The organism is Azospirillum oryzae, assembly GCF_008364795.1.
Taxonomy (GTDB): domain Bacteria; phylum Pseudomonadota; class Alphaproteobacteria; order Azospirillales; family Azospirillaceae; genus Azospirillum; species Azospirillum oryzae.
The window spans coordinates 268,102-292,501 of sequence record NZ_VTTM01000003.1 but is presented as its reverse complement, the minus strand read 5'-3'; the positions used below and the strand labels follow the sequence as shown (position 1 = coordinate 292,501).

Here is a 24,400-nt window from a genome sequence, read left to right as displayed (position 1 = left end):
TCGCTAAAATGTTTCGTATCCATTGGATTGTGACAGCGTATTGCCTTCCCGTCGGGTTTCGGGGGCGGCGAGAGGATTGGATCGGCGATGCGGGTATCACGGGTGTTCGGCGGGACGGCGGGACGGCGCGGCAAGGCCCGGCACCGCACAGCGTTGCGCCACAGCACGGCACTGGCTGGGGCGGCCCGTTTCGCGATCGTCGCCGCGATCACCTCCTTCGCTCTGGGCCTCCCTCTGGCCCTGCCCCTCCCGGCCCTGGCCAATCCCGAAGGCGGCGTGGTCACCGACGGCACCGCCACCATCCAGGCGACCGCGCCCGGCCGGCTCGACATCATCCAGTCGACCTCCAGGGCGGTGATCGACTGGCAGCGCTTCGGCATCCGTGAGGGCGAACACACCAATTTCCAGCAACCCGACGCCGGCTCCATCACGCTCAACCGCGTCACCGGCCCCGACCCGTCGGCGATCCTGGGGCGGTTGACCGCCAACGGGCAGGTCTGGCTGGTCAACCCCAACGGCATCCTGTTCGGGCCGAACGCCCAGGTCGATGTCGGCGGGCTGCTCGCCACCACCCACGATATCCGCAACGACGACTTCATGGCCGGCCGCTACAAGTTCGAGGGCCGCGCCGGCTCCACCGCGACGGTGGAGAATGAGGGCACCATCACGGTGGCAGAGGCCGGGCTGGCGGCGCTGGTCGCCCCCGGCGTCGCCAACCGCGGCACCATCCAGGCCCGGCTGGGCGAGGTTTCGCTGGCCTCGGGCAAGCGCTTCGTCGTCGACCTGTTCGGCGACCAGAAGATCAACATCGCGGTGGACGCGAAAACCGACGCGCGCCCCGTCGGCGCCAACGGCAAGCCGGTGGATGCGCTGGTCAGCAACAGCGGCAGGATCTTCGCCGACGGCGGCCGGGTGCAGATGACGGCAAGCGCCGCCAAGGGGCTGGTCGACCGCGTCGTCAACATGTCCGGCACCGTGCAGGCGCGCCGGGTGGAGCAGCAGGGCGGCGACATCGTCCTGCTCGGCGACGGCGGCGAGGTCGAGGTCTCCGGCAAGATCGACGCCGGCGGCAACAGCCCCGGCCAAACCGGCGGCTCCGTCACCGTGTCAGGCAACCGCACGACCGTGGCGGCCACGGCGCGCATCGACGCCTCCGGTCCGGCCGGGGGCGGGGAGGTGCTGATCGGCGGCGACGTGCAGGGCGGCAAGGCGTCCGCCGCCACGCTGGCCGGCTACAACATCCGACCGGCGCGCAAGCCGGTGCCGCCCTCAACCGACACCGTGGTGGCCCCGGGCGCCACCATCACGGCCGACGCCACGCAGGCGGGCAGGGGCGGCAAGGTGGTGGTGTGGGCCGACAACTCCACCCGTTTCGACGGCACCGTCTCCGCCCGCGGCGGCGCGGCCGGCGGCGACGGCGGCTTCGTCGAAACCTCCGGCAAGCTGTCGCTGCATGTGCGGGGCAGGGTCGATGCGGGGGCCAGGGGAGGGGCAGCGGCAGGGAAGGGCGGTTCCTGGCTGCTCGACCCGACCAACATCATCGTGGCCGACACCGGCGGCACCATCACCGCCACCGAGATCCAGGCCTCGCTGAACAGCGGCACCAGCGTCACGCTGCAAACCGACACGACCGGGTCCGAGGCCGGCGACATCACCGTCGACCAGCCCATCCTGAAATCGTCCGGCGGCGACGCCTCGCTGACGCTGCAAGCCTACCGCAACATCTATGTGTTCGAGAGCATCACCTCCACCGCCGGCGCGCTGAGCGTCACGCTGAATTCCGCCACCGGGTCCGGCAAGGGCGTGGTCCAGGTGACCGGGACCTCCGCCAAGTCCGTCACCATCGACACCAACGGTGGCGCCTTCATCGTCGGCGGCGGGTCGGACCCGACGCAGAAGCCGGCGATCGGCATGTATGGCGGCTATTCCCCGTCGGACATCCGCGTCGGTGCCGCCTTCAGCTATGCCACCGTCAGCACGGGCGCCGGGGCCATCCTGATCAATGGCGAGGGCGGCGAGAACAACGGCGAGGGCAACCACGGCATCTCGCTCTACAACAGCCGTCTCGCGACCACGACCGGCGCCATCACCCTGAACGGGAAGGGCGGCAACGGCATCTATTACGGCGGCAATGGCGGCGTCGTGATCGCCGACTCCGTGCTGCAGACCGCGGGCGGCGCCGTTCAGATCACCGGTACGGAAGGTGGCGGCGAAAGCAGCATCGGCAGCGACGCCGTCAACATCGATGGCACCTCCACCATCACCGTGCTGGTGGGCAACGGCCCCATCACCATCCGGAGCGGCGAGAACTCCGACGGCGACATCGTGCTGAACGGTGCGGAGATCTCCAACGCCGCCGGGATCACCTTCGAATCCGGCGGCAATCTGCTGCTCGACTACGGCACCAGCCTCTATTCCGACGGCGCCGTGACGCTCAAGGCCGCCAAAACCGTCGCCCTGTCGGACAGCACCATCATGACCGGCGGCTCGGCGGTAACGCTCGACAGCAACGTCGGACAGTCGGGCGGGGCCGTCCGCCTGCTCTCCAGCCGCATCACGACATCGGGCGGCGCCATCACCCTGGGCGGCGGCAGCGACCCGACGCAGGAGGCGGCCAAGGGCGATTGGGACTACGCGGCCGGCGTGACGATCGAAGATGCCACGCTGGACTCCGGCGGCGGCGCCATCTCCATCCGCGGCGAGGGATCCGATTACGACAGCGAGGGGCACGGCGTCGCCATCACCGGGACCAGCGAGCTTCTCTCCGGCACCGGCAAGATCGCCATCCGCGGCAAGGCGGTGTCCAACTATGGCTGGAATGCCGGCGTGCTGATCGCCACCGGCTACAACGGCAACCCGCTGATCCGCTCCGAGTCCACCGCCTCCGACGCCGTCCTGATCGACGGCGACGCCGCCCAGGTGGATGCCGACGAGGCCTGGGGCGTGAAGCTCCACGGCACGGCGACGATCACCTCGTCCGGCGGTATCGCCATCATCGGCAAGGGCGGCACGTCGGCCGTCACCTACGAGGTCGCCGGCATCGGCCTCGATGCCGACACCGACGGCAGCATCCGCATCGCCGCGGGCGGCGGAGAGGCGAGCCTTCAGGGCACCGCCGGAACCGGCGAAAAGGCGATGGCGCTGTACAACAACGGGGACGTGGTGGTCACCAGCTCCCCGCCGCCCCCTCCTCCGCCGCCACCCCCTCCACCGCCACCGCCGCCTCCCCCTCCGCCGGTAACGCCCCCGGTCACACCGCCGGTGACGCCCCCGATTACGGATGACCCGACGACACCGACGACACCGACCACGCCGACCACGCCCACGACGCCGACCACCCCCGGCACCGACAACGGAGACGGAACCGGTACGCCAACCACCGGCACCGACACGACCGGGACGACCACCGGCGGGACGACCACCGGCGGAACCGGCACGACGGACACGACGTCGACCAACCAGTCCACCGTGACCGGCAGCAGTTCCGTGCAGACGGTGCTGCAGACGGTGGCGCAGATCGCGTCCAACCCGACGGGGACGACGGCCACCGGCTCGACCACGGCGGCGACCGGCACCACGACCGGCACCACAGCCACGGTCGCCACGACCGGCTCCCCGACCACCGCGACCACCCCGCAGACCTTCCTGGCAGCGCTGGAGCAAGGGGCAGGGCAGGGGACTGCACAAGGGACCGGGCAAGGGACCGGGCAAGGCGGCCAGACCTCCGACGGCACCCAGCCGGCCGGCAACGGCCCGACCTCTCCGCCTCCGCCTCCACCGCCACCCGCGCCCGCACCGGCGACGGTGGTGCTGCCGTCCGGACGCTCCGTCACCTTCACGGCGGAGGCGACGCAGGCCTACGCCTCCGGCGCCACCCTGTCGCAACCGGGGCCGCAGCTTCTCGCCTCGCCGCCGGTGCAGGCGGCTGCCGGCACCCTCATCCAGGCGGCCGGCAGCGGCGGCATGGTCCAGGCGGTGACGAGTCTTTCGACCGGCGGCCTCTCGCTGCCGGAACAGCGCGCGGTGCTGGCCAGCGTTCCCGTCCCCACCCTGATCGGCGGCCTGACCGCCAGCAACGACCCGGTGGCGGTGCGGGTCGGCGGCATCCTGCAGAACAGCGCGTCCGGCCAGCCCGGCGGCTATGCCCAGGTGCGCGCCGCGGTGACCCAGGCCAACCTGCCGCCCCAGGTCGCCCGCACCTACCTCGCCATGGTGCAGCGGGTGGAGCGCGAGCAGCGCACCCAGGCTTTCTCCGGCGCGCTGCGGCAGCTGGTGGCGAATCCGCGGGCGGCGGACATGTTCGGCCGGCCGACCGCCGCCTCGGCCCCGCCCAGCCTGCAGCAGGCGCGCGGCGGCCGCACCCGCGGCGGCAGCATGACCCTGCGCGGCATCGTCGCCGACAGCGCCAACCTGGCGGAGGCGCGGGTGAACGGCCGCTGGGTCTTCATCGACGAGAAGGGCCAGTTCCGCACCAGCATCCCGGTGGAGCCGGGGGCGACCGAAGCCACCCTGACCATGACCGACGAGGCCGGCAAGACGACCGAGCAGCGCATCGCCATCGACAGCGCTGCGGCCGCCCCCGATCCCGCCGCCCCGCCGAAGCCGCGCAAGATCGCCCTGATGATCGCGGTCGACAGCTACCGCGACGGCGCCATCCCGGCCCTATCCACGCCCGGCGCCGACATCAAGGCGGTGGCGCAGGCGTTGAACGACCATCTCGGCTACGAGACCCGGACCCTGCGCAACCCGACCAAGGCGCAGATCGGCGAGGCTCTGCGCAAGCTCGGCCGCGAGGTCGGCGAGCAGGATCAGGTGATGGTCTATTACGCCGGCCACGGCTACGAACTGGCGGAGACCGGCACCGGCTATTGGCTGCCGGCCGATGCGGAGACGACCAGCGCCCGCAACTGGGTGTCCAACAACGACATCGGCCGCTTCCTCAGCCGCATGCCGGCCAAGCATGTGATGGTGGTGTCGGACAGCTGCTATTCCGGCGCCTTCACCAAGGAACAGAAGATCGACGCCAGCCGCCTCGCCAGCGAGCAGGAGATCCGGCAGCGCCGCTCCGTCATGGCGCTGTCGTCGGGCGGCGACGAGCCGGTCGCCGACGGCGAGGTGAATTCCCCCTTCGCGGTGGCCCTGAAGAAGCGGGTGCTGGGCCTGCCGAAGGACAGCAACGGCTATGCGCTCTATCAGGAAGTCCGCCAGGACGTGACCAGCGAAGCGCCGCAGACCCCGCAATATGGCGTGATCCGCACCGCCGGCTACGACGAAGGCGGCGACTTCATCCTGGACCTGCCGGATCGCGCCATGAACTGAGATGGGGAGGGGAGGTTGCTGCGGAGGCCCCCTCCCCATCCCTCCCCCACCTTCGGTGGGAGAGGGGGTAGAACGCTTGTCGGCGTAGATCAGTCGCGAAGCGGCGGAGTTCCCTCTCCCGCGATAGCGGGGGAGGGTTAGGGAGGGGGCACGCGCAGCGACAACTCACAATTTTCCCCTGGCGCATAGTTTCAAAAGAAACTATATGAGCGACAAATGGTCGCGCCCGGCGCCCACGCCGGCCGCATCCCCCGGATCAGGGAGCTGCCCGCATGACGTCCCCCGCCTTCACCTACCAGTCCGGCTTCGGCAACGAGTTCGCGACGGAGGCGCTGCCCGGCGCCTTGCCCGTCGGCCGGAACTCGCCGCAACGCCCGCCCTACGGCCTCTATGCCGAACAGATCAGCGGCACCGCCTTCACCGCGCCGCGCGCCCACAACCGCCGTTCCTGGCTGTACCGCATCCGCCCGGCGGTGGTGCATGAACCCTTCCGGCCGCTGGAGTCCGGCCGCCTGACCAGCCGCTTCGACGAGGTGCCGGCGCCGCCGACCCAGCTGCGCTGGAACCCGCCGCCGATGCCGGACATGGCCACCGACTTCGTCGCCGGCCTCACCACCATGGGCGGCAACGGCGGACCGCAGGCACAGACCGGTTGCGGCATCCATCTCTACACCGCCAACCGGTCGATGCAGGGCCGCTTCTTCTACGATGCCGACGGCGAGCTGCTGATCGTGCCGCAGCAGGGCCGCCTGCGCCTCTACACCGAGCTCGGCGTGCTGGAGGTCGAACCGCAGGAGATCGCCCTGATCCCCCGCGGCCTGCGCTTCCGGGTGGAACTGCTCGACGGCACCGCGCGCGGCTATGTCTGCGAGAATTTCGGCGCGCCCTTCCGCCTGCCGGACCTCGGCCCCATCGGCTCCAACGGGCTGGCCAACCCGCGCGACTTCCTGACGCCCGACGCCTGGTACGAGGATGTCGACGGCGATTTCGAACTGGTGGCGAAGTTCGACGGCGCCCTGTGGACCGCCCGCATCGACCATTCGCCGCTGGACGTGGTGGCTTGGCACGGCAACCACGCGCCCTGCAAATACGACCTGCGCCGCTTCAACACCATCGGCTCGATCAGCTTCGACCATCCCGACCCGTCGATCTTCCTGGTGCTGCAATCGCCCAGCGACACCCCCGGCGTCGACAGCATCGACTTCGTCATCTTCCCGCCGCGCTGGCTGGTGCAGGAGGACACCTTCCGCCCGCCCTGGTTCCACCGCAACATCGCCAGCGAGTTCATGGGCCTGATCCATGGCGTCTACGACGCGAAGGAGGAGGGCTTCCTGCCCGGCGGCGCCTCCCTGCACAACTGCATGAGCGGCCATGGCCCCGATGCGGAGACCTTCGCCAAGGCGACATCCGCCGACACCGCCCGGCCCCAGCGGGTCGCCGACACCATGGCCTTCATGTTCGAAACGCGCGCCGTCATCCGTCCGACGCGGCACGCACTGGAAACTGCCGAGCTTCAGCACGATTATTACCGCTGCTGGCAGGGGCTGGCGAAGCGCTTCGACCCGAACCGGCCGTAAGCCGGGCCAGAAACCGGGCCAGAAACCGGGCTGAAACCAGGGAAGGCGCACCCGCCGGCCCCCGCCATGCGACGTTTTGTCTCGACGGCGCGCGCGCAGCCTTTCACACTGCTGCCGTGCCGTTCGTGCGCTTGGCGAGGGGAGGGGGCCGATGGCGGCCGAATTTGGTGATGGTGCGGAAAGCCGGTCGCTGCTCGACCGGATGATCGACCGGATGACGGTACAGCGCAACGCGCTGGCCTGGGCGCAGCGCGCGGTCGCCGGGCGCGACGGCATGGTGCTGGAGGTCGGGTTGGGCAAGGGCCGCACCTTCGACCATCTGCGCCACCTGTTCCCGCCGCGCGACATCCTGGTCTTCGACATGTGGGTACGCGTGCCGCCGGAACTGACACCGGACCAGGACCGCCTGTTCGTCGGCGATTTCCAGGAGACGATGCCGGCCGCCGCCGAACGCTTCGGCCGCTGCGCCCGGCTGGCCCATGCCGATTTCGGCAGCACCGACCGCACTCATGACGCCAGACAGGCGGCATGGCTGGCGCCGCTGATCGACGCGCTGATGCTGCCCGGCGGCGTCGTGCTGTCCGACCGGCCGCTGGAACGTCCCAACTGGACCCCGCTCCCCCTGCCGCGGGACGAACGCTGGACCTATCACGCCTGGGCGGTCGAAGGCTGAGCGGAGCGTCATCAGTGGAAAATGGCCCGGCCGACGCCAATCTTCCGTCCTTCATCCCCGCGCGCGACCCCTGCGGCCCTCACCGGCCGCGACGCTGAAGGCCATTGATGGACCGCAACATATTTCAGTTCATTTGGAAGCACAGCGGACGCCAGCAGATCCTGCTCGCCCTGTTGACGGTCGCGTCCTTCCCGGTGCTCTACGCCTCGCTTGAACTGCCGAAGATCATCATCAACCGGGCCTTGTCCGATCCCCAGCCGGTGCGCGAGATCCTCGGCGTCGCCATGGGGCCGGTGACCTATCTGCTGGTGCTGTGCTTCACCTTCCTGGCGCTGGTGCTGGCCAACGGCGCCTTCAAGATGCGGATCAACACCTTCAAGGGCGTGGTCGGCGAACGGCAGGTGCGGCGCCTGCGCTTCATGCTGCTGGACCGCATGCTGCGCTTCCCGCTGCCGCATTTCTCCAAGGTCAGCCAGGGAGAGCTGATCTCCACCATCTCGGCGGAGACCGAACCGCTGGCCGGCTTCATCGGCGATTCCTTCGCCCAGCCGCTCTACCAGGGCGGCACGATGCTGACCATCCTGCTGTTCCTGTTCATCCAGCAGCCGACCATCGGTCTGGTGTCGGTCGCGCTGATCCCGGTGCAGGCCTACATCATCCCGAAGCTTCAGATGAAGGTGAAGCTGCTGGGCAAGGAGCGGGTGCGCAAGGTCCGCCAGCTGTCCGAACGCATCGGCGAAAGCGTGGAGAACGTCCGCGAGGTCCGCGTCAACGGCACCGTCCGCTACGTGCTGGCGGAATTTTCCCAGTATCTCGGCAGCATCTACTGGATCCGCCTTGAGATCTACAAGCGCAAGTATTTCGTCAAGTTCCTGAACAACTTCATCAACCAGATTACCCCCTTCTTCCTGTTCTCCATCGGCGGTTATCTGGTCCTGCATGGAAACATGTCCATCGGTGCGCTGGTGGCGGCACTCTCCGCCTTCAAGGACCTGACCGCCCCCTGGAAGGAGCTGCTCGACTATTACCAGAACATGATCGACGCCCAGATCAAGTACGAGCAGATCGCCGACCAGTTCTCGCCCCCCTTCCTGTTCGAGTGGACGCCGCCGACGCCCGCCACCCCCGCCGACCTCAAGGCCCCCTTGCGGCTGGAGGCGGTGACCTGGGCCAACGAATATGGCGACCGCATGCTGCAGCGCCTGTCGCTGGAGGTGCCGCCGGGCTCGCTGGTCGGCATCGCCGGCACCAACGCGCTGGCGCTGCGCCGTCTGGCCGAGGTGCTGGTGCGGCTGTCGCCGCCGACATCCGGCCGGATCACCATCGGCGACCTGTCGCTGGAAACCATCCCGCTGGAACTGCTGGGACGCCGCATGGCCTATGCCAGCCCCGAGCCGCGCATGTTCACCGGCAGCATGATGCAGAACATCACCTACGGGCTGCGCCACCGCCCGCCGGCCGACGATCCGGACAGCATGTCGCCCGCCCGCCGGCGCGAGATCGTGGAGGCCGAGGCGTCGGGCAACTCCACCGACAGCATGGAGGGGATCTGGACCGACTTCGGCATGATCGGCGCCACCGACTGGACCAGCCTGCGGCCCTGGTTCATGCAATGCCTGGCGGCGACCGGCGGCGAGACCGCCGTCTACCAGCGCGGCCTGCGCGAGGTGTTCGATCCCGACGACTACCCCTTCGTCGCCCAGCCGCTGCTGCGCGCCCGCCACTGGCTGCGCGACGCCATCACCGAACGCGGGATGGACAAGCTGCTGGCCCGCTTCGAGCGCGATTGCTTCAACCCCTACGCCAGCCTTGCGGAGAACATGCTGTTCGGCCTGCCGGACGGCAAGCGGCTGACGGTCGCCCGCATGGTCTGCAACCCGACCGTCCGCGAGCTGATGGAGACCTACGGGCTGTGGGACTCCGCCGTCCGCATCGGCCGCCGCTTCGCCATGCGGGTGGTCGGCGTCTATCGCGACAGCGCCGACGGCGACGTCATGATCATGCGCTACCCGCACATCGACGACTCCCTGTTCGAGGAGCTGGTGGAGGCGGTCACCCGGCTGAAGCGCCGCTCCGAACGGCCGCAGCGCCGCCATCAGGAGGCGGACACCCTGCTGTTCGCCACCATGTTCCTGATGATCGTGCCCAAGCGCGACGGAATGGACTTCGTGCCCCCGGCGGAGCGCGAGGCGATCATGGCGATCCGCCACAGCCTGCTGAACGAGATGCCTTACGAGCTGCGCGACAAGGTCGCCGTCTTCGATCCCGACCTCTACCACCCGCGCCTGAACGTGATGGACAATCTGCTGTTCGGCCGCATCACGACGGAGGATCCGCGCGCCATCACCCAGCTGCGGGCACTGGTGGACGAGGCGCTGGAGCGGACCGACGCGCGCGCCTTCGTGCTGATCCTGGTGGCGCTGGGCGAGGTTGGCATCGGCGGCTCGCTGCTGCCGATCAGCGTGCGCCAGCGGGTGCAGCTGATCCGCGGCCTGATGAAGAAGCCCGACATCTTCGTCATCTATCAGGCGCTCAACAGCTACGATCCGGAGGAGCGGCTGCGCATCTTCCTGCGCATGAAGGAACTGCTGCCGACCATGACCCTGATCGTGCTGGAGGAGCGGATCGCCGACAACCCGGCCTTCGACGCGCTCTACGACCTGGAGGACGGCCGGCTGGTCCGGCGCGGCCAGCATGGCGCCGACCACGACGAGGACACCATGCCGGGCGAGGCGGAGGAGACCGACGAGCCGGCCCTGCGCCTGCTGTCGCGCTCCCCCGTCTTCTCCGACCTGCCGGAAACGGTTCTGCGCCGCCTGCTGACGGCGTCGGAATGGCGCACGGTGGCGGCCGGCGATTTCATCTACCGCAGCGGCGAGCAGTCGGAATTCACCTTCGTCCTGGCGGAAGGCGAGGCGGAGCTGGTGCGGCTGATGCCGGACAACCAGCCGCCGCTGCACATCGCCTACATCAAGCCGCCCGAGGTGATCGGCGATCTGGAGCTTCTGGCCGGCGTCCGCCGCTTCTCCACCATCCGTGCCCGCACCGACCTGCGTCTGCTGCGGCTGGACGGGGCGAACATGCTGCGGCTGCTGTCGTCGGTGCCGGATTTGCCGCTGCGGGTGATCCAGCAGGTCGGCAAGCGCCTGACCAGCGAAGCGCCGGCCGTCCCGCCTCCTGCGACCCAAACTCCTCTCCCGCCCCGGGAAGAGGGCATGGAGCCGACGGCCGCAGGCCGGGCGAACGCCGAAGGCGATCCCAGGCGGAATGCAGTCGCGAGACTTGCGAGCGACTTCGGGGGCCAGGCGGAGCTTGGGAAGGGTGAGGGGTGAGGCAAGGGATGCGATGAGCCTGGAGACACCAAGATGCTGACCGTCGAAGGCCTGACGATCCGCTTCCGCAACGCCCCCCGCCCGGTGGTCGACGGCGTCGGCTTTTCCATCGGCGCCGGGCAGAGCGTCGCGCTGGTCGGCGAGTCCGGATCGGGCAAGACGCTGACCTGCCGCAGCATCCTCGGCATCCTGCCGCGCGGGGCGACGGTCACCGGCGGCTCGATCCTGTTCGGCCAGGGTGCAGAGGCGGTCGATCTGCTGCGCCTGCCGGCGTCCCGCCTGCGCGACATCCGCGGCAGCCGCATCGCGATGATCTTCCAGGAACCGATGAGCGCGCTGTCGCCGCTCCACACCATCGGCGACCAGACGATCGAGGTGCTGCGGCTGCACGGCAACTGCAACAGGACCGGTGCGCGCGAACGCTGCCTCGCCATGTTCGACCGCGTCGGCTTCCCCGATCCGGTGCGCGCCTTCCGCTCCTATCCGTTCCAGCTGTCGGGGGGCCTGCGCCAGCGCGCGATGATCGCCATGGCGATGGTCGCCCGCCCGCAGCTGCTGATCGCCGACGAGCCGACCACCGCGCTCGACGTCACCCTGCAGGCCCAGGTGCTGGCCCTCATCAAGGAGCTGCAGGCCGAGACCGGCATGGCGGTGCTGCTGGTCACCCACGATCTGGGCGTGGTCGCCAACATGGCCGATGCCGTGGTGGTGATGCGCGCCGGCCGGGTGATGGAATCGGGGGCTTGCGCCGACGTTCTCGGCCGGCCGCTGCACGGCTACACCCGCAAGCTGATGGCCGCCGCCCCCTCCATCCCCGCGATGACCTGCGCGCCGCCGGGCGAGGACGTGCGCGACGCCATCCTGGAATTCCACGGCGTCGCCAAGACCTACGAGCGCGGCAACCAGCGTATCCGCGCGCTGGACGGCGTCGACCTGTCGGTCGGCCGCGGCGAGACGCTGGCCATCGTCGGCGAGTCAGGATCAGGCAAGACGACGCTGGCGCGGCTGGCCATGCTGGCGGAGCGGCCGGATCCCGGTGGCCGCCTGCTGTTCCGGGCATCCGCCGGGGAACCGCCGCTCGACCTCCTTTCCGCCACCGGGCCGGAGCTGACCGCCTACCGCCGCCGTGCCCAGATGGTGTTCCAGGACCCCTATGCCTCCCTCAGTCCCCGCATGAGCGTCGGCGAGATCATCGCCGAGCCGCTGGCGATCCACGGCGTCTGCGGCCGCGGAGAGGGGCGCGAGCGGGTGCGGGCGCTGATGGCGCAGGTCGGCCTCGATCCCGCCTGGACCAACCGCTATCCGCATGCCTTCTCCGGCGGCCAGCGCCAGCGCATCGGCATCGCCCGTGCGCTCGCCCTCGACCCGCAGCTGCTGATCTGCGACGAGCCGACCTCGGCGCTCGACGTGTCGGTGCAGGCGCAGGTGCTCGACCTCCTGGAATCGATCAAGCAGCGGCTCGGCCTCAGCCTGATGTTCATCTCGCACGATCTGGCGGTGGTGGCGCGGCTGGCCGACCGCGTCGCGGTGATGCGCGCCGGCCGGGTGATGGAGGAGGCGCCGCCCGCCCTCCTGTTCTCCGCTCCGCTGCACCCCTACACCCGCGCGCTGATCGCCGCCTCGCCGGAGCCGGACGTCGACCGTCCGATCGACATCGCCACCGTGGCCTTGGGCGCCGGCCGCCCCGACCTCTGGCCCGAACCCTTCCGCCCCACCCCCGACGGCGCCCCGCCCCCGCTGGTGGAAGCGGCGCCCGGACATTTCGTGAGGCGGGCGGCATGACCAAGCACTTTTGCGGCGCCGGAGCCTCTCACCCTCTCCCCCCCGGGGAGAGGGAAGGGGCCCACCGCTCTGCGGTGGGAAGGGTGAGGGGGACGCGCGGCGGGATGCTCGCGAAAATCCTGCAATGCATCCCCCTCACCCTGACCCTCTCCCCGCTTTCGGCGGACCACAGGTCCGCCTGTCGCGTCAGCGCAAACGAAGTTTGCGCGAGAGCGGGGGGGAGAGGGGAAAAGCTCCGGGTGGTCGCAACCCTCCTCATCACCCTCCTCCTCGCCACTCCCGCCGCCGCCTTCACCCCGCAGGAGCCCACCCTCCTGCGCGACGAGGTCGTCTACGGCCTGATCCCGCCGGTGCGCCAGCGCATGCCGGACGAGCCGCTGATCGTCGATCTGGAGGCGAAGGGCCGCGACCTCGGCCGCTCCGGCGGCTGGATCCGCACCTTCATCACCCAGCGGCGCAACAGCCGCATCGCCGTGCTCTACGGCTATGCCCGGCTGGTCGGCTACACCGAGACGCGGGAGATCGTCCCCGACATCCTGAAGGACGTGACGGTCCATGACGGCCGCGACTTCACCCTGACCCTGCGGGCCGGCCACCGCTGGTCCGACGGTGCCCCATTCACCAGCGACGACATCCGCTATTGGTGGGAGGACATCGCCAACAACCCGATGCTGTCGCCCTCCGGCCCGCCGCGCTTCATGCTGGTGGACGGCAAGCCGCCGGAGGTCAGCTTCCCCGACGCGGTCACCGCCCGCTTCCGCTGGGACGAGCCGAACCCCTATTTCCTCCCGGCGCTGGCCGCCGCCCGGCCGCCCTTCATCTACCGCCCGGCCCATTACCTGAAGCGCTTCCACGCCCGCTACACCAGCGATGCCGACCTCGCCCCGCTGATCGCCAAATACAAGGTCCGCAACTGGGCGGCTCTGCACAACGCCCGCGACGACATGTTCCGGATGGAGAACCCGGACGAGCCGACGCTGCAGCCCTGGATGGCGATCTCCAAGGGCACCGGCACCCATCTGCTGTTCCAGCGCAACCCCTATTACCACCGCTTCGACGCCCGCGGCATGCAGCTGCCCTACACCGACGGGCTGGACGTGACGGTGATGGCCGGCGGGCTGATCCCGGCCCAGGTCGCCACCGGCAAGGCCGACCTCCAGGCCGAAGGGCTGACCTTCTCCCAGGTGCCGGTGCTGGTGTCGGGGGAGCGGCAGGGCGACTACCGCACCCTGCTGTGGCCGGAGGGCAAGGCGGCGGAGATCGCGCTCTATCCCAACCTGAACTACAACGATCCGGTCTGGCGCGCCGTGCTGCGCGACGTCCGCTTCCGCCGCGCCCTGTCGATGGGCATCGACCGCCGCATCATCAACCGTTCGCTCTTCTTCGGGCTGGCGCAGGAAAGCGGCGTCGACGTGCTGCCGCGCAGCCCGCTCTACAAGCCGGAACGCACCGGGGTGTGGACCGGCTACGACCCGCGCCAAGCGGCGGCCCTGCTGGACGGGATGGGGCTGAAGCGCCCGCGCGGCGCCGCCTACCGCCGGCTTCCCGACGGCCGGCCGCTGGAGGTGATCGTCGAGACCGCCGGCGAGAAGCCGGAGGTGGCCGACGCGCTGCAGATCATCGCCGAGACCTGGCGCGACATCGGCATCCGGCTGCTGGTGCGCACGGTGGACCGCGACGTTCTGCGCAACCGGGTCTATGCCGGCCAGACGATGATGGCGGTGTGGGGCGGCTGGGACAACGGCATCCCGGACCCCGACAGCAGCCCGGAGGAGCTGGCGCCGATGACCCAGGAGAATTTCAGCTGGCCGAAATGGGGGCAGTATTACCAGACCTCCGGCAGCGCCGGTGAACCCATCGACATGCCGATTCCGCGGGAGCTGATGGAGCTGGCCCGCCGCTGGCGCCACACCACCGACGAGACGGAACGCCGGGCCCTGTGGTCGGCGCTGCTCGACATCCATGCCGACCAGCTCTTCGCCATCGGCGTGGTGTCGAAGACGCCGCAGCCCATCGCGGTCAGCAACCGCCTGCGCAACGTCCCGGACAAGGGGCTGTGGCTGTGGGATCCCGGCGCCTATCTCGGCGTCTACCGCCCCGACGAGTTCTATTTCGCCGACGCCCGCCCGGCCGATCCGGAGCCGGCCGGCAGCCACCGCGGGGGGGAGTGACCGCCCATGCTGCGCTTCATCCTGCACCGGCTGCTGGTGATGGTGCCGACGCTGGTCGTGGTGTCGATGCTGATCTTCATCGTCATCAACCTGCCCCCCGGCGACTATCTGTCCAACCAGATCGCCGAACTGCGCGCCACCGGCCAGGAGGCCGGTCTGGCGAAGGCGGAGTTCCTGCGCCACGAATACGCGCTCGACCGCCCGTTGGCGGAGCAATATCTGGTCTGGATCGGCGTCTGGCCGGGGCCGAACGGCTTCCACGGCCTGCTGCAGGGCGATCTCGGCTGGTCCTTCGAGTTCAACAAGCCGGTGGCGGAGGTGGTGGGGGAGACGCTGTGGTTCACCGTCATCCTCAACCTCGCCGCCGTTCTGTTCGTCTATCTGGTGTCCTTCCCGCTGGGGGCGCTGGCGGCGATCCGCGCCAACAGCTGGGTCGATTACCTCGCCGCCGCCGTCGGTTACATCGGTCTGGCGACGCCGAATTTCCTGCTGGCGCTGATCCTGCTCTATTACGGCCAGAAATGGCTGGGACTGCCGATCGGCGGGCTGGTCGACGCCCGCTACGAGGATCAGGCGCTCAGCTGGGCCAAGATCGGCTCGGTGCTGGAGCACCTGATCGTGCCGACCATCGTCATCGGCCTGTCCGGCACCGCCGCCATGGTGCGCCGCCTGCGCGCCAACCTGCTGGACGAGCTGGGCAAGCCCTATGTCGTCACCGCCAAGGCCAAGGGCGTGCCGCCGCTGCGCCGGCTGACCCGCTATCCGCTGCGCATGGCGCTGAACCCCTTCGTGTCCGACATCGGTTCGCTGCTGCCGTCGCTGGTGTCGGGATCGGTGCTGATCTCCGTCGTGCTCAGCCTGCCGACCATCGGCCCGGCCCTGCTGGAGGCGTTGCGGGCGCAGGACATCTTCCTGTCCGGCTTCATCCTGATGTTCATCTCGCTGCTGGTGCTGGTCGGCATGCTGGTCTCCGACATCGCGCTCGCCCTGCTCGATCCCCGCATCCGCCTGGGCAAGGCGAGGAAGGCGCAATCGTGAAAGACGAGGCCATGAAGGGTCCGGGCACGGAACACCCGGGCATGAAAGGCCCGGTCATGAACGGCGGCTGGGAGCATTACGTCGACAGCCGGCCCTATCCCGATCCGGAGGCGCCCGACGCCCCGGCCACCCGCTTCGATCCGGGCGCCTCGGCCGGGCGGCTGATGCTGCGCCGCTTCCTGCGCCACCGGCTGGCGGTGCTGGGGGCGCTGTTCCTCGGCCTGTCCTATCTCAGCCTGCCTTTCGTCGATTTCCTGGTGCCCTACGGCGCCAACGAACGCGACGTGGAGCATCTCTACGCCCCGCCGCAGGGCGTCCACCTGTTCCACGAGGGCACCTTCATCGGCCCCTTCGTCTACCCGACCATCGGCCATCCCGACCTGAAGGACTATCGCTGGCGCTACGAGACCGACACCAGCCGGCCGATGCCGCTCCGGTTCTTCTGCCCCGGCGCGCCCTACCGCTTCCTGGGTCTGGCAGAACTGCGGATGCGGCTGGTCTGTCCGCCGCCGGATGCCTCGCTGCATCTGCTCGGCACCGACCGGCTGGGCCGCGACATGCTCTCCCGCCTCGCCATCGGGGCGCAGCTGTCGCTGACCGTCGGGCTGCTGGGCATCGCCGTGTCCTTCGCCATCGGCATCACGCTGGGCGGCATGGCGGGCTATTTCGGCGGCTGGATCGACGCCGGGGTACAGCGCCTGTCGGAAATCCTGAAATCCCTGCCGGAGCTGCCGCTGTGGCTGGCGCTGTCCGCCGCGGTGCCGGCGCAATGGTCGCCGGTGACGGTGTTCCTCTGCATCTCCGTCATCCTCGGCCTGCTCGACTGGCCGTCGCTTGCCCGCGCCGTGCGCTCCCGCTTCCTGGCGCTCCGCGAGGAGGATTTCGTCATGGCGGCGGAGCTGATGGGCGCCAGCCCGGCCCGCATCATCCGCCGCCACCTGCTGCCCAACTTCGCCAGCCACCTGTTGGCCAGCGCCACCCTGTCGATCCCGGCGATGATCCTGGGCGAGACGGCGCTGTCCTTCCTGGGGCTCGGCCTGCGCCCGCCGGCGACCAGCTGGGGGGTGATGCTGAACGACGCCCAGAACCTGATGGCGGTGGAAACCTATCCTTGGGTGTCATTGCCGATGCTGCCGGTGATCCTGGTAGTCTTGTCCTTCAACTTCTTCGGCGACGGCCTGCGCGACGCCCTGGATCCCTATCATGGCGACTGACCCCCAGAAGCGACGCTCGAAACGGCGGGCCTCACCAAGCGTGAGCTTGGCCTTAACTCATATATCACAGTGCATAGCTGGGTTGCCGTCTCCTGGCCGGAAGGCGGGTTGATGCGCGGCGCGATCCATGTGAGGGGTTCTATCCAGGCTGGAGCGCTGCTGCCGGCATCTGGACCAGACGCGCAACCACCGGGACCGAGCCGGTCCTCAGACGAGTACAGTGAACTGTTCTGCAACGGCTTTTCGGTTCCGACGCAGTGCTGAAGCGGAGTGTCCGAGCATGCACCAGCCCCTGGCCCCCCTTCGCTCCATCCATCCCGACCGCACCCCGCCGCGCATCCTGCTCTACAGCCACGACACCTTCGGGCTGGGCCATCTGCGGCGGTCGCGGACGATTGCCCAGGCGCTGGTATCGGCCTTTCCCGATGCCTCGGCGCTGATCCTCACCGGCTCGCCGGTCGCCGGCCGCTTCGATTTTCCGGAGCGGGTCGACCATGTGCGCCTGCCCGGCGTGGTGAAGCTGCCGGACGGCGGCTATACCGCCCGCAACCTCGGCCTGCCGATCGAGGAGACCGCCGCCATCCGGGCGGAGATCATCCGCGCCACCGCCCGCGCCTTCCGCCCGACGCTGGCCATCGTCGACAAGGAGCCGACCGGCCTGCACGGCGAATTCCTGCCGGCCCTGGAGGAGATGCGGGCGACCGGCAACACCCGCGTGGTGCTGGGCCTGCGCGACGTGCTGGACGCGCCGGAAGCCCTGCAGCCGGAATGGGAGCGCAAGGAGGCGGTCGCCGCCATCGAGCGCTATTACGACCAGCTCTGGATCTACGGCCTGCCGGAGGTCTACCGCCCGCTGGACGGCCTCGACCTGCCGGCGGAGATCGCCGCGCGGGTGCGCTACACCGGCTATCTGAAGCGCGAACCGACCGAGGGCGGCGGTGCCGTCCAGGCCGCCGACTCTCCCATGGCGGCGCCCTATGTGCTGGTGACGCCCGGCGGCGGCGGCGACGGGGCGGCCCTGGTCGACTGGACCATCGCCGCCTATGAAGCCGATCCGGACCTCACCCCCCGCGCCCTGATCGTCTACGGCCCCTTCCTGGAGGATGCCCGACGCCAGGAGTTCGCCGCCCGCATCCGCCGGCTGAAGGGCAGGGTGGAGACCATCAACTTCCATTCCCGCATGGAGGATCTCTATGCCGGGGCCATCGGCGTGGTGGCGATGGGCGGCTACAACACCTTCTGCGAGATCCTGTCCTTCGACAAGCCGTCGGTCCTGGCCCCGCGCACCCGCCCACGGCTGGAACAGCGCATCCGTGCCGAGGCGGCGGAGGCCCTGGGCCTGCTGCGCACGCTGGACAGCGACCGCGACGGCACCGACCCGCTGGCGATGGCCGCCGCCATCCGCGCCCTGTCGAGCCAGCCGCCGCCCTCGGCCAGCCCGCTGCCCGGCCTGCTCGGCGGGCTGGACCGCATCGTCGGGCTGACCCGCGAGGTGCTGGAGGCGGATTCGGTGGTCGCCCGCGCCACCCCCGTCACCCCGATCCGCCGGGCGGCGGAACGGATGTCGCGCGCGATGGCGGGCAAGCGCGCATGAGTTCGCCGTCCGGCGTGCCGACCCGTTCGCCAATAAAGATCGCGGTGGTGGTCAAGGGCTATCCCCGCCTGTCGGAGACCTTCATCGCGCAGGAGCTTCTGGCCCTGCAGCAGCGCGGCGTCGAACTGGCGATCTGGTCGCTGCGCCACCCCACCGACAGCCGCCGCCACGCCCTGCACGACCGCATCACCGCTCCCGTGCACTACCTGCCGGAATATCTGCGCGACGAGCCGGGCCGCGTCCTGCGCGCGCTCGGCCGCCTGATCCTCCGCCACCCGGCCGGGCTGGTCCGCACGGCGGCGGCATGGCTGCGCGACCTCAACCGCGACCGCACCGCCAACCGGGGGCGCCGCTTCGGACAAGCCCTCGTCCTCGCGGCGGAACTGCCGGCCGACGTGCCCTTCCTCTACGCCCATTTCCTGCACACCCCGGCCTCGGTCGGGCGCTATGCCGCGTCGATCCGCGGCATCGGCTGGGGTTTCTCCGCCCATGCCAAGGACATCTGGACCACGCCGGAGTGGGAGAAGCGCGAGAAGCTGGCCGACGCCCGCTTCGGCGCCACCTGCACCGCCGTCGGCGCCGCCCATCTGCGTGGCCTTGCCGCCGATCCCGGCCGCATCGACCTCGTCTATCACGGCCTCGACCTCTCCCGCTTCCCCGCCCCGCCGGACCGGACGGACGCCACCAGCCGCGACGGTTCCACCCCCGACCGCGCGGTGGAAATCCTGTCGGTCGGCCGGCTGGTGGAAAAGAAGGGCTATGACCGGCTGCTCGACGCGCTGGCGACGCTGCCGGACGGCCTGCACTGGCGGCTGGTCCATATCGGCTCCGGCGATCTGAAGCAGGCCCTGCGCGCCCAGGCCGAGCGGCTCGGCCTGTCCGACCGCATCGACTGGCGCGGCGCCCAGGATCAGGCGACGGTGATCCAGGCGCTGCGCCATGCCGACCTGTTCGTTCTGACCAGCGTGGTGGCCGGCGACGGCGACCGCGATGGCCTGCCCAACGTGCTGATGGAGGCGGCGAGCCAGCGCCTCGCCATCCTCTCCACCGCCGTCTCCGCCATCCCCGAATTCATCGCCGACGGCACCCACGGCCTGCTGACCGACGGCACCCCGCCCGCCATTGCCGCCGCGCTGGAACGGCTCGCCACCGACCCGGCGCTGCGCCTGCGGCTGGGCGAGGCCGCCCATGGCCGCCTGCGCGCCGAGTTCGGCATGATTGCCGGCATCGACCGCCTCGTCCGCCGCCTGGAGGAGGCCGCGGCGTGACCGCACCCCGCGTCGCATTCTACGCTCCCCTGAAACCGGTCGACCACCCGATCCCCTCCGGCGACCGCCAGATGGCGCGGCTGATCCTGCGCGCGCTGGAGGCCACCGGCCCGGTGGAGGTGGCGAGCGGCCTGCGCGTCTATGACGGCGCCGGCGACCCCGCCGCGCAGGCCAGTCTGTCGGCCGCCGCCGCCGCCGAATGCGACCGCCTGCTGGCGCTCTATGCCGCCGAACCGACGCGGCGCCCGGCGCTGTGGCTCAGCTACCATGTCTATTACAAGGCGCCCGACCTGATCGGCCCGGCTGTCGCCCGCGCCCTCCGCATCCCCTATGTCGTGGTGGAGGCGACCCGCGCCCGCAAGCGCCTGAGCGGCCCCTGGTCCGCCTTCGCCGCGGCCGCCGAATCCGCCATCGAGCAGGCCGCCCTCGTCCTCTGCGTCAGCGCCCGCGACCGTCAGGCGGTGGAGGCCTACGGCCCGCCCGGCCAGCAGGTGGCGATGCTGCCGCCCTTCCTCGACCTCCCCCCTGCCGTCGAACGCACCGAACCGAACTCCCCACCGCGTCTTCTGACCGTCGCCATGATGCGGCCGGGCGACAAGCTGGCCTCCTATCGCCTGCTCGCCGGCTCCCTGTCCGGTCTCGCTGCCCGGCCCTGGACGCTCGACATCGTCGGCGACGGCCCGGCGGCGGCGGAGATCTCGGCCCTCTTCGCCCCCTTCGGCCAGCGCGTGCGTCTCCTCGGCGCCTGCGCCCCCGCCGATCTCGCCGCCCATTACCGCGCCGCCGACCTGCTGGCCTGGCCCGGCCTGAACGAGGCCTTCGGCATGGTCTATCTGGAGGCGCAGGCCCACGGCGTTCCCGTGCTCGCCATCGACAATGCCGGCACCGGAACCGTCATCCGCGACGGCGTCGGCGGCCGGCTGACCGGCCCGACCGCACAGGATTTCGCCGCCGCGCTGTCCGCCCTGCTGGCCGACCCGCCGGCCCTGCGCGGGCTCGGCCAGCGCGCCCGCGCCCATGTCGAGGCCCACCACGCCCTGCCGGCGGCGGCGGAGCGCCTGCGCGGCCTCCTGACTGGCCTGCTGTCATGATCCGGCTGGCTTTCCTGCGCCACGGCATCACCGCCTGGAACCGCGAGGGCCGCATCCAGGGCCGCACCGACATCCCGCTCGACCCGGAGGGCCGCGACCGTCTCGCCCGCCTGACCCTGCCGCCGGACTGGCGCGACGCCACCCTGCACGCCAGCCCCCTGTCGCGCGCCATCGAGACCGCCCGCATCCTCGGTAACAACCGCCCCGTCCACACCGACCCCCGGCTGATCGAGATGGACTGGGGCGCCTGGGAGGGCCGACACGGCCACGACCTCCGCGCCGACCCCGCCAGCGGCTACCGCGACCTCGAACACTGGGGCTGGGACTTCCGCCCCCCCGGCGGCGAAAGCCCCGCGGATGTGCGGGATCGGTTGATTGGGTGGCTGAAGGACTTGGTGGGGGAGGGGGGGCCCCACCAGCTCGTCGTCACCCACATCGGCGTCATCCGCGTCGCCCTGGCGCTCGCCTGGGGCTGGGACTTCCGCGGCCCGCCGCCGGTTCCGGTCAAGCGCGTCCGCCTTTACGCCATGGTGCTCGCCGACGACGGCACGCTCCACCCCGCCGGCCCAAGGGAGGGGCAGCGCCTGTCATGAAGCTCATGATCGCCGTCACCCACCTGCTCGGCACCGGCCATCTCAGCCGCGCCCTCGCCCTGGCCGAGGCCTTCGCCGCCCGCGGCTGGAGCGTCGATGTGGTCAGCGGCGGCCGTCCCGCCCCGCATCTCACCCCAAATCCCACCGGCGCCGGCGCCACCCTGCACCAGCTGCCGCCGCTGGCGAGCGACGGCGCCGACTTCGCCACCCTGCTGGCCGCCGACGGCCGCCCCGCCGATGCCGCCCTCTTCGCCGCCCGCCAGGCGATGCTGACCGGCCTGCTCGACAGCCTCCGCCCCGACGTTCTCATCACCGAACTCTTCCCCTTCGGCCGCCGCGCGCTGGCCGCCGAGTTCGACGCCCTGCTGGAGCGCGCCCGCGCCCTGCCGCGCCCGCCGCTGACCCTGGCATCGGTCCGCGACATCCTGGCCCCGCCCTCCAAACCGAAGCGCGTCGCCGAGACCGAAAGCCGCCTGCTGAGCTTCTACGACGGCGTGCTGGTCCATTCCGACCCCGCCCTGATTCCGCTGGAGGACAGCTGGCCGCTGACCCCGGCGATGCGCCCGCTACTGCGCTACACCGGCTTCGTCGTCCCGCCGCCGCCCGTCCCCGGTGACGGCACCGACGGCAATGCTGAGATCCTGGTCACCGCCGGCGGCGGCCCGGTCGGCCGCCCGGTCTTCGAGGCCGCCGCCCGCTGTGCCGCTTTCGGAGCCTTTCCGCAGCGCTGGCGCCTGCTGGTGGCGAAGGGCGACGCGGCGCTGGCCGACCGGCTGCGCGCCATGGCCCCGGCCGACCGCCTGCTGGTGGAGCCGGTGCGCCCCGACTTCCGCGCCCTGCTGGGCCGGGCCTCCGCCGCCGTCGGCCGCTGCGGCTACAACACCGCGCTGGACTGCCTGACGGCGGGCGTGCCCAGCGTATTCTGCCCCTTCGAGGACGGCAGGGAGGTCGAACAGACCATCCGCGCCGCCATCCTCGCCCGCCAGCCCGGCATCGCTACCCTGCGCGAGGCCGACCTCACGCCCGACAGCCTCGCCCAGGCGTTACAGTCCGTGCTGGGCGCCCGCATCCCGCCGCTCAGCCCCGCCTCGCTGACCGGTGCGGCGCGCAGCGTGGAGATCGTCGAAGCCATGCTGGCGGAGAAGACGTCATGACCAACTGGACCGCTACAAACTGGATTGCGGTGGACGACGAACTGGCGCGCTGGACCGATCTCGGCCGCCGCTGTTCCCTCTGGCTGCGCGACGACGACGCAATCGCCGCCAGCCCGCAGCTCGACCGCCTTCTGCACTGCTGCGCCCAGGCCGGCATCCCGCTCGGCCTCGCCGTCATCCCGGCCGACGCCGACCCCTCGCTGGCGCAAGCGCTCGCCGGCCACCCGAACGTCACCCCGCTGGTCCATGGCTGGTCCCACGCCGACCATGCCGCCCCCGGCGCCAAGAAGTGCGAGTTCGGCCCGGAACGCCCCGCCGACCTCCGCCAAGCCGAGGCCGAACGCGGCCTGTCGGTCTTGCGAGCCCTGTTCGGGGCCCGCCTGCTGCCGCTGTTCGTCCCGCCCTGGAACCGCATGGCCGCCGACATGCCGTCCCGCCTGTCCGCCGCCGGCTACCGCGCCGTCTCCGCCTTCGGCCCGGCGCCCGCAAGCCGCGACGGCATCGCCTGGGTCAACACCCACCTAGACCTGATCGACTGGCACGGCACCCGCTCCGCCGTGCCGTTGGATGCCCTGCTGGACCTGCTCTGCCGCGAACTCCGCGACCGCCGCGAAGGCCGCCAAGAGGGCAGGGGCAATCCCGCCGAGCCCATCGGCCTGCTGACCCACCACCGCGTCCACGACGCCGCGATCTGGGATTTGCTGGACCACCTGCTCGACCGTCTGGCAGCGCATCCGGCGGTGGAGTGGCCGGCAGTTGAAAGTCTTGGGTGACCATAGGGCAGCGGAAGCTAATGCCGCAGCTTCCTCCCATCCTGGGAGATTTCCGCTTGCTCCCATTTTGGGAGGCGTTACAATGGCGCGATGAGAATCATCGCCTACAAGATGCTTCGCGAGCATTGGGAACGGCCCGGCCGGGCCGATAGCCGGGAGCCGCTGACCCAATGGCATGCGGTGGTGGAGCGGGCGGATTGGACCGGGCCGGCACAGCTCAAGGACCAGTTCCGCAGCGCAAGCTTCGTCGGAGACCGGGTGGTCTTCAACATTGCCGGCAACAAATACCGGCTCGTGGTGGCGGTGAAATACAAATGGCGCATGGTTTACGTCCGGTTCGTCGGAACGCATGTCGAGTATGACGAACTGAATCGCTCGGGCAGACTGGAGAGCATCTGATGGAGTTGAAACCGATCAAGACCGATGCCGACTTCCGCGCCGCGCTCGCCGACATCGAAGCCCTGTGGGATGCGGAACCTGACACACCCGACGGTGACCGCCTCGACCTCCTGATGACGCTGGTCGAAGCGTACGAACGGCGCCACCACCCGATGCCGCCGGCCGACCCGATCGCCGCCATCGAGTTCATGATGGAACAGCGCGGCCTGACGCGCGCCGATCTGGAACCGATCATCGGCTCCAGCGGCCGTGTTTCGGAAGTCCTCAACCGCCGCCGCGCTTTGTCGCTGTCGATGATCCGCCGCCTGTCGGACGAGCTTCGCATCCCGGCGGAAATCCTGATCCAGCCCTACGACCTGAAGCAGGCCGCCTGAACACAAAAAGCCGGCCCGCGCCTTTCGACGCGGACCGGCCCCTTTGTT

General features: G+C 70.4%; 16 protein-coding genes. All 16 read left to right on the top strand.

Annotated features, from left to right (window positions below; all coding sequences use genetic code 11):
- Nucleotides 1–87: 87 nt before the first annotated feature.
- The 16 genes from FZ938_RS12840 to FZ938_RS12760 all read left to right on the top strand — a co-directional run bounded on the left by FZ938_RS12840 (nt 88) and on the right by FZ938_RS12760 (nt 24,352).
- On the top strand, nt 88–5,319 hold the full coding sequence (locus FZ938_RS12840) for a two-partner secretion domain-containing protein (RefSeq protein WP_246457274.1): 5,232 nt from the start codon (nt 88–90) through the stop codon (nt 5,317–5,319).
- A 272-nt stretch (nt 5,320–5,591) separates the two neighbouring features.
- Nucleotides 5,592–6,896 (top strand): homogentisate 1,2-dioxygenase, encoded by a 1,305-nt coding sequence (gene hmgA, locus FZ938_RS12835; RefSeq protein ID WP_149198876.1) that lies wholly within the window; start codon nt 5,592–5,594, stop codon nt 6,894–6,896.
- A gap of 151 nt (nt 6,897–7,047) precedes the next feature.
- Nucleotides 7,048–7,569, top strand: a complete 522-nt coding sequence (locus FZ938_RS12830) for a class I SAM-dependent methyltransferase (RefSeq protein WP_149198875.1) — start codon at nt 7,048–7,050, stop codon at nt 7,567–7,569.
- A 107-nt stretch (nt 7,570–7,676) separates the two neighbouring features.
- The gene (locus tag FZ938_RS12825; protein ID WP_246457273.1) at nt 7,677–10,901 is read left to right on the top strand and encodes an ABC transporter transmembrane domain-containing protein; all 3,225 of its coding nucleotides are present in this window, start codon (nt 7,677–7,679) and stop codon (nt 10,899–10,901) included.
- Nucleotides 10,902–10,934: 33 nt separating this feature from the next.
- A complete protein-coding gene (locus FZ938_RS12820) occupies nt 10,935–12,683 on the top strand; it encodes an ABC transporter ATP-binding protein (RefSeq protein WP_149198874.1) in 1,749 nt (582 codons plus the stop codon).
- Nucleotides 12,684–12,922: 239 nt separating this feature from the next.
- Nucleotides 12,923–14,854, top strand: coding sequence for an ABC transporter substrate-binding protein (locus FZ938_RS12810; RefSeq protein ID WP_149198873.1), 1,932 nt, complete (start codon nt 12,923–12,925; stop codon nt 14,852–14,854).
- A 6-nt stretch (nt 14,855–14,860) separates the two neighbouring features.
- A complete protein-coding gene (locus FZ938_RS12805; protein ID WP_149198872.1) occupies nt 14,861–15,892 on the top strand; it encodes an ABC transporter permease in 1,032 nt (343 codons plus the stop codon).
- Nucleotides 15,893–15,933: 41 nt separating this feature from the next.
- Nucleotides 15,934–17,106, top strand: coding sequence for an ABC transporter permease (locus tag FZ938_RS12800; protein ID WP_246457272.1), 1,173 nt, complete (start codon nt 15,934–15,936; stop codon nt 17,104–17,106).
- 280 nt (nt 17,107–17,386) lie between these two features.
- Nucleotides 17,387–18,700: a glycosyltransferase family protein gene (locus FZ938_RS12795; RefSeq protein ID WP_149198871.1), complete on the top strand. Its 1,314-nt coding sequence runs from the start codon at nt 17,387–17,389 to the stop codon at nt 18,698–18,700.
- Nucleotides 18,697–19,968, top strand: coding sequence for a glycosyltransferase family 4 protein (locus tag FZ938_RS12790; RefSeq protein ID WP_149198870.1), 1,272 nt, complete (start codon nt 18,697–18,699; stop codon nt 19,966–19,968). Before FZ938_RS12795 ends, FZ938_RS12790 begins: the two co-directional genes overlap by 4 nt.
- Nucleotides 19,965–21,059: a glycosyltransferase family 4 protein gene (locus FZ938_RS12785; protein WP_149198869.1), complete on the top strand. Its 1,095-nt coding sequence runs from the start codon at nt 19,965–19,967 to the stop codon at nt 21,057–21,059. Before FZ938_RS12790 ends, FZ938_RS12785 begins: the two co-directional genes overlap by 4 nt.
- The gene (locus FZ938_RS12780; protein WP_149198868.1) at nt 21,056–21,652 is read left to right on the top strand and encodes a histidine phosphatase family protein; all 597 of its coding nucleotides are present in this window, start codon (nt 21,056–21,058) and stop codon (nt 21,650–21,652) included. Before FZ938_RS12785 ends, FZ938_RS12780 begins: the two co-directional genes overlap by 4 nt.
- Entirely contained in the window at nt 21,649–22,806 is a 1,158-nt protein-coding gene (locus FZ938_RS12775) for a glycosyltransferase family protein (protein WP_149198867.1), read from the top strand. Before FZ938_RS12780 ends, FZ938_RS12775 begins: the two co-directional genes overlap by 4 nt.
- The gene (locus FZ938_RS12770) at nt 22,803–23,579 is read left to right on the top strand and encodes a polysaccharide deacetylase family protein (RefSeq protein WP_149198866.1); all 777 of its coding nucleotides are present in this window, start codon (nt 22,803–22,805) and stop codon (nt 23,577–23,579) included. Before FZ938_RS12775 ends, FZ938_RS12770 begins: the two co-directional genes overlap by 4 nt.
- 90 nt (nt 23,580–23,669) lie before the next feature.
- The gene (locus FZ938_RS12765) at nt 23,670–23,978 is read left to right on the top strand and encodes a type II toxin-antitoxin system HigB family toxin (RefSeq protein WP_149198865.1); all 309 of its coding nucleotides are present in this window, start codon (nt 23,670–23,672) and stop codon (nt 23,976–23,978) included.
- A complete protein-coding gene (locus FZ938_RS12760; RefSeq protein WP_149198864.1) occupies nt 23,978–24,352 on the top strand; it encodes a helix-turn-helix domain-containing protein in 375 nt (124 codons plus the stop codon). The genes FZ938_RS12765 and FZ938_RS12760 overlap by 1 nt, the downstream gene beginning before the upstream one ends.
- Nucleotides 24,353–24,400: the final 48 nt, after the last annotated feature.

What these genes read in the sequence shown, in the direction of transcription:
- FZ938_RS12780 (WP_149198868.1), top strand. Translation starts at nt 21,056, where the DNA reads ATGATCCGGCTGGCTTTCCTGCGCCACGGCATCACCGCCTGGAACCGC.
- hmgA (WP_149198876.1), top strand. Translation starts at nt 5,592, where the DNA reads ATGACGTCCCCCGCCTTCACCTACCAGTCCGGCTTCGGCAACGAGTTC.
- FZ938_RS12805 (WP_149198872.1), top strand. Translation starts at nt 14,861, where the DNA reads ATGCTGCGCTTCATCCTGCACCGGCTGCTGGTGATGGTGCCGACGCTG.
- FZ938_RS12825 (WP_246457273.1), top strand. Translation starts at nt 7,677, where the DNA reads ATGGACCGCAACATATTTCAGTTCATTTGGAAGCACAGCGGACGCCAG.
- FZ938_RS12790 (WP_149198870.1), top strand. Translation starts at nt 18,697, where the DNA reads ATGAGTTCGCCGTCCGGCGTGCCGACCCGTTCGCCAATAAAGATCGCG.
- FZ938_RS12760 (WP_149198864.1), top strand. Translation starts at nt 23,978, where the DNA reads ATGGAGTTGAAACCGATCAAGACCGATGCCGACTTCCGCGCCGCGCTC.
- FZ938_RS12800 (WP_246457272.1), top strand. Translation starts at nt 15,934, where the DNA reads ATGAAAGGCCCGGTCATGAACGGCGGCTGGGAGCATTACGTCGACAGC.
- FZ938_RS12820 (WP_149198874.1), top strand. Translation starts at nt 10,935, where the DNA reads ATGCTGACCGTCGAAGGCCTGACGATCCGCTTCCGCAACGCCCCCCGC.
- FZ938_RS12830 (WP_149198875.1), top strand. Translation starts at nt 7,048, where the DNA reads ATGGCGGCCGAATTTGGTGATGGTGCGGAAAGCCGGTCGCTGCTCGAC.
- FZ938_RS12795 (WP_149198871.1), top strand. Translation starts at nt 17,387, where the DNA reads ATGCACCAGCCCCTGGCCCCCCTTCGCTCCATCCATCCCGACCGCACC.
- FZ938_RS12765 (WP_149198865.1), top strand. Translation starts at nt 23,670, where the DNA reads ATGAGAATCATCGCCTACAAGATGCTTCGCGAGCATTGGGAACGGCCC.
- FZ938_RS12770 (WP_149198866.1), top strand. Translation starts at nt 22,803, where the DNA reads ATGACCAACTGGACCGCTACAAACTGGATTGCGGTGGACGACGAACTG.
- FZ938_RS12775 (WP_149198867.1), top strand. Translation starts at nt 21,649, where the DNA reads ATGAAGCTCATGATCGCCGTCACCCACCTGCTCGGCACCGGCCATCTC.
- FZ938_RS12840 (WP_246457274.1), top strand. Translation starts at nt 88, where the DNA reads ATGCGGGTATCACGGGTGTTCGGCGGGACGGCGGGACGGCGCGGCAAG.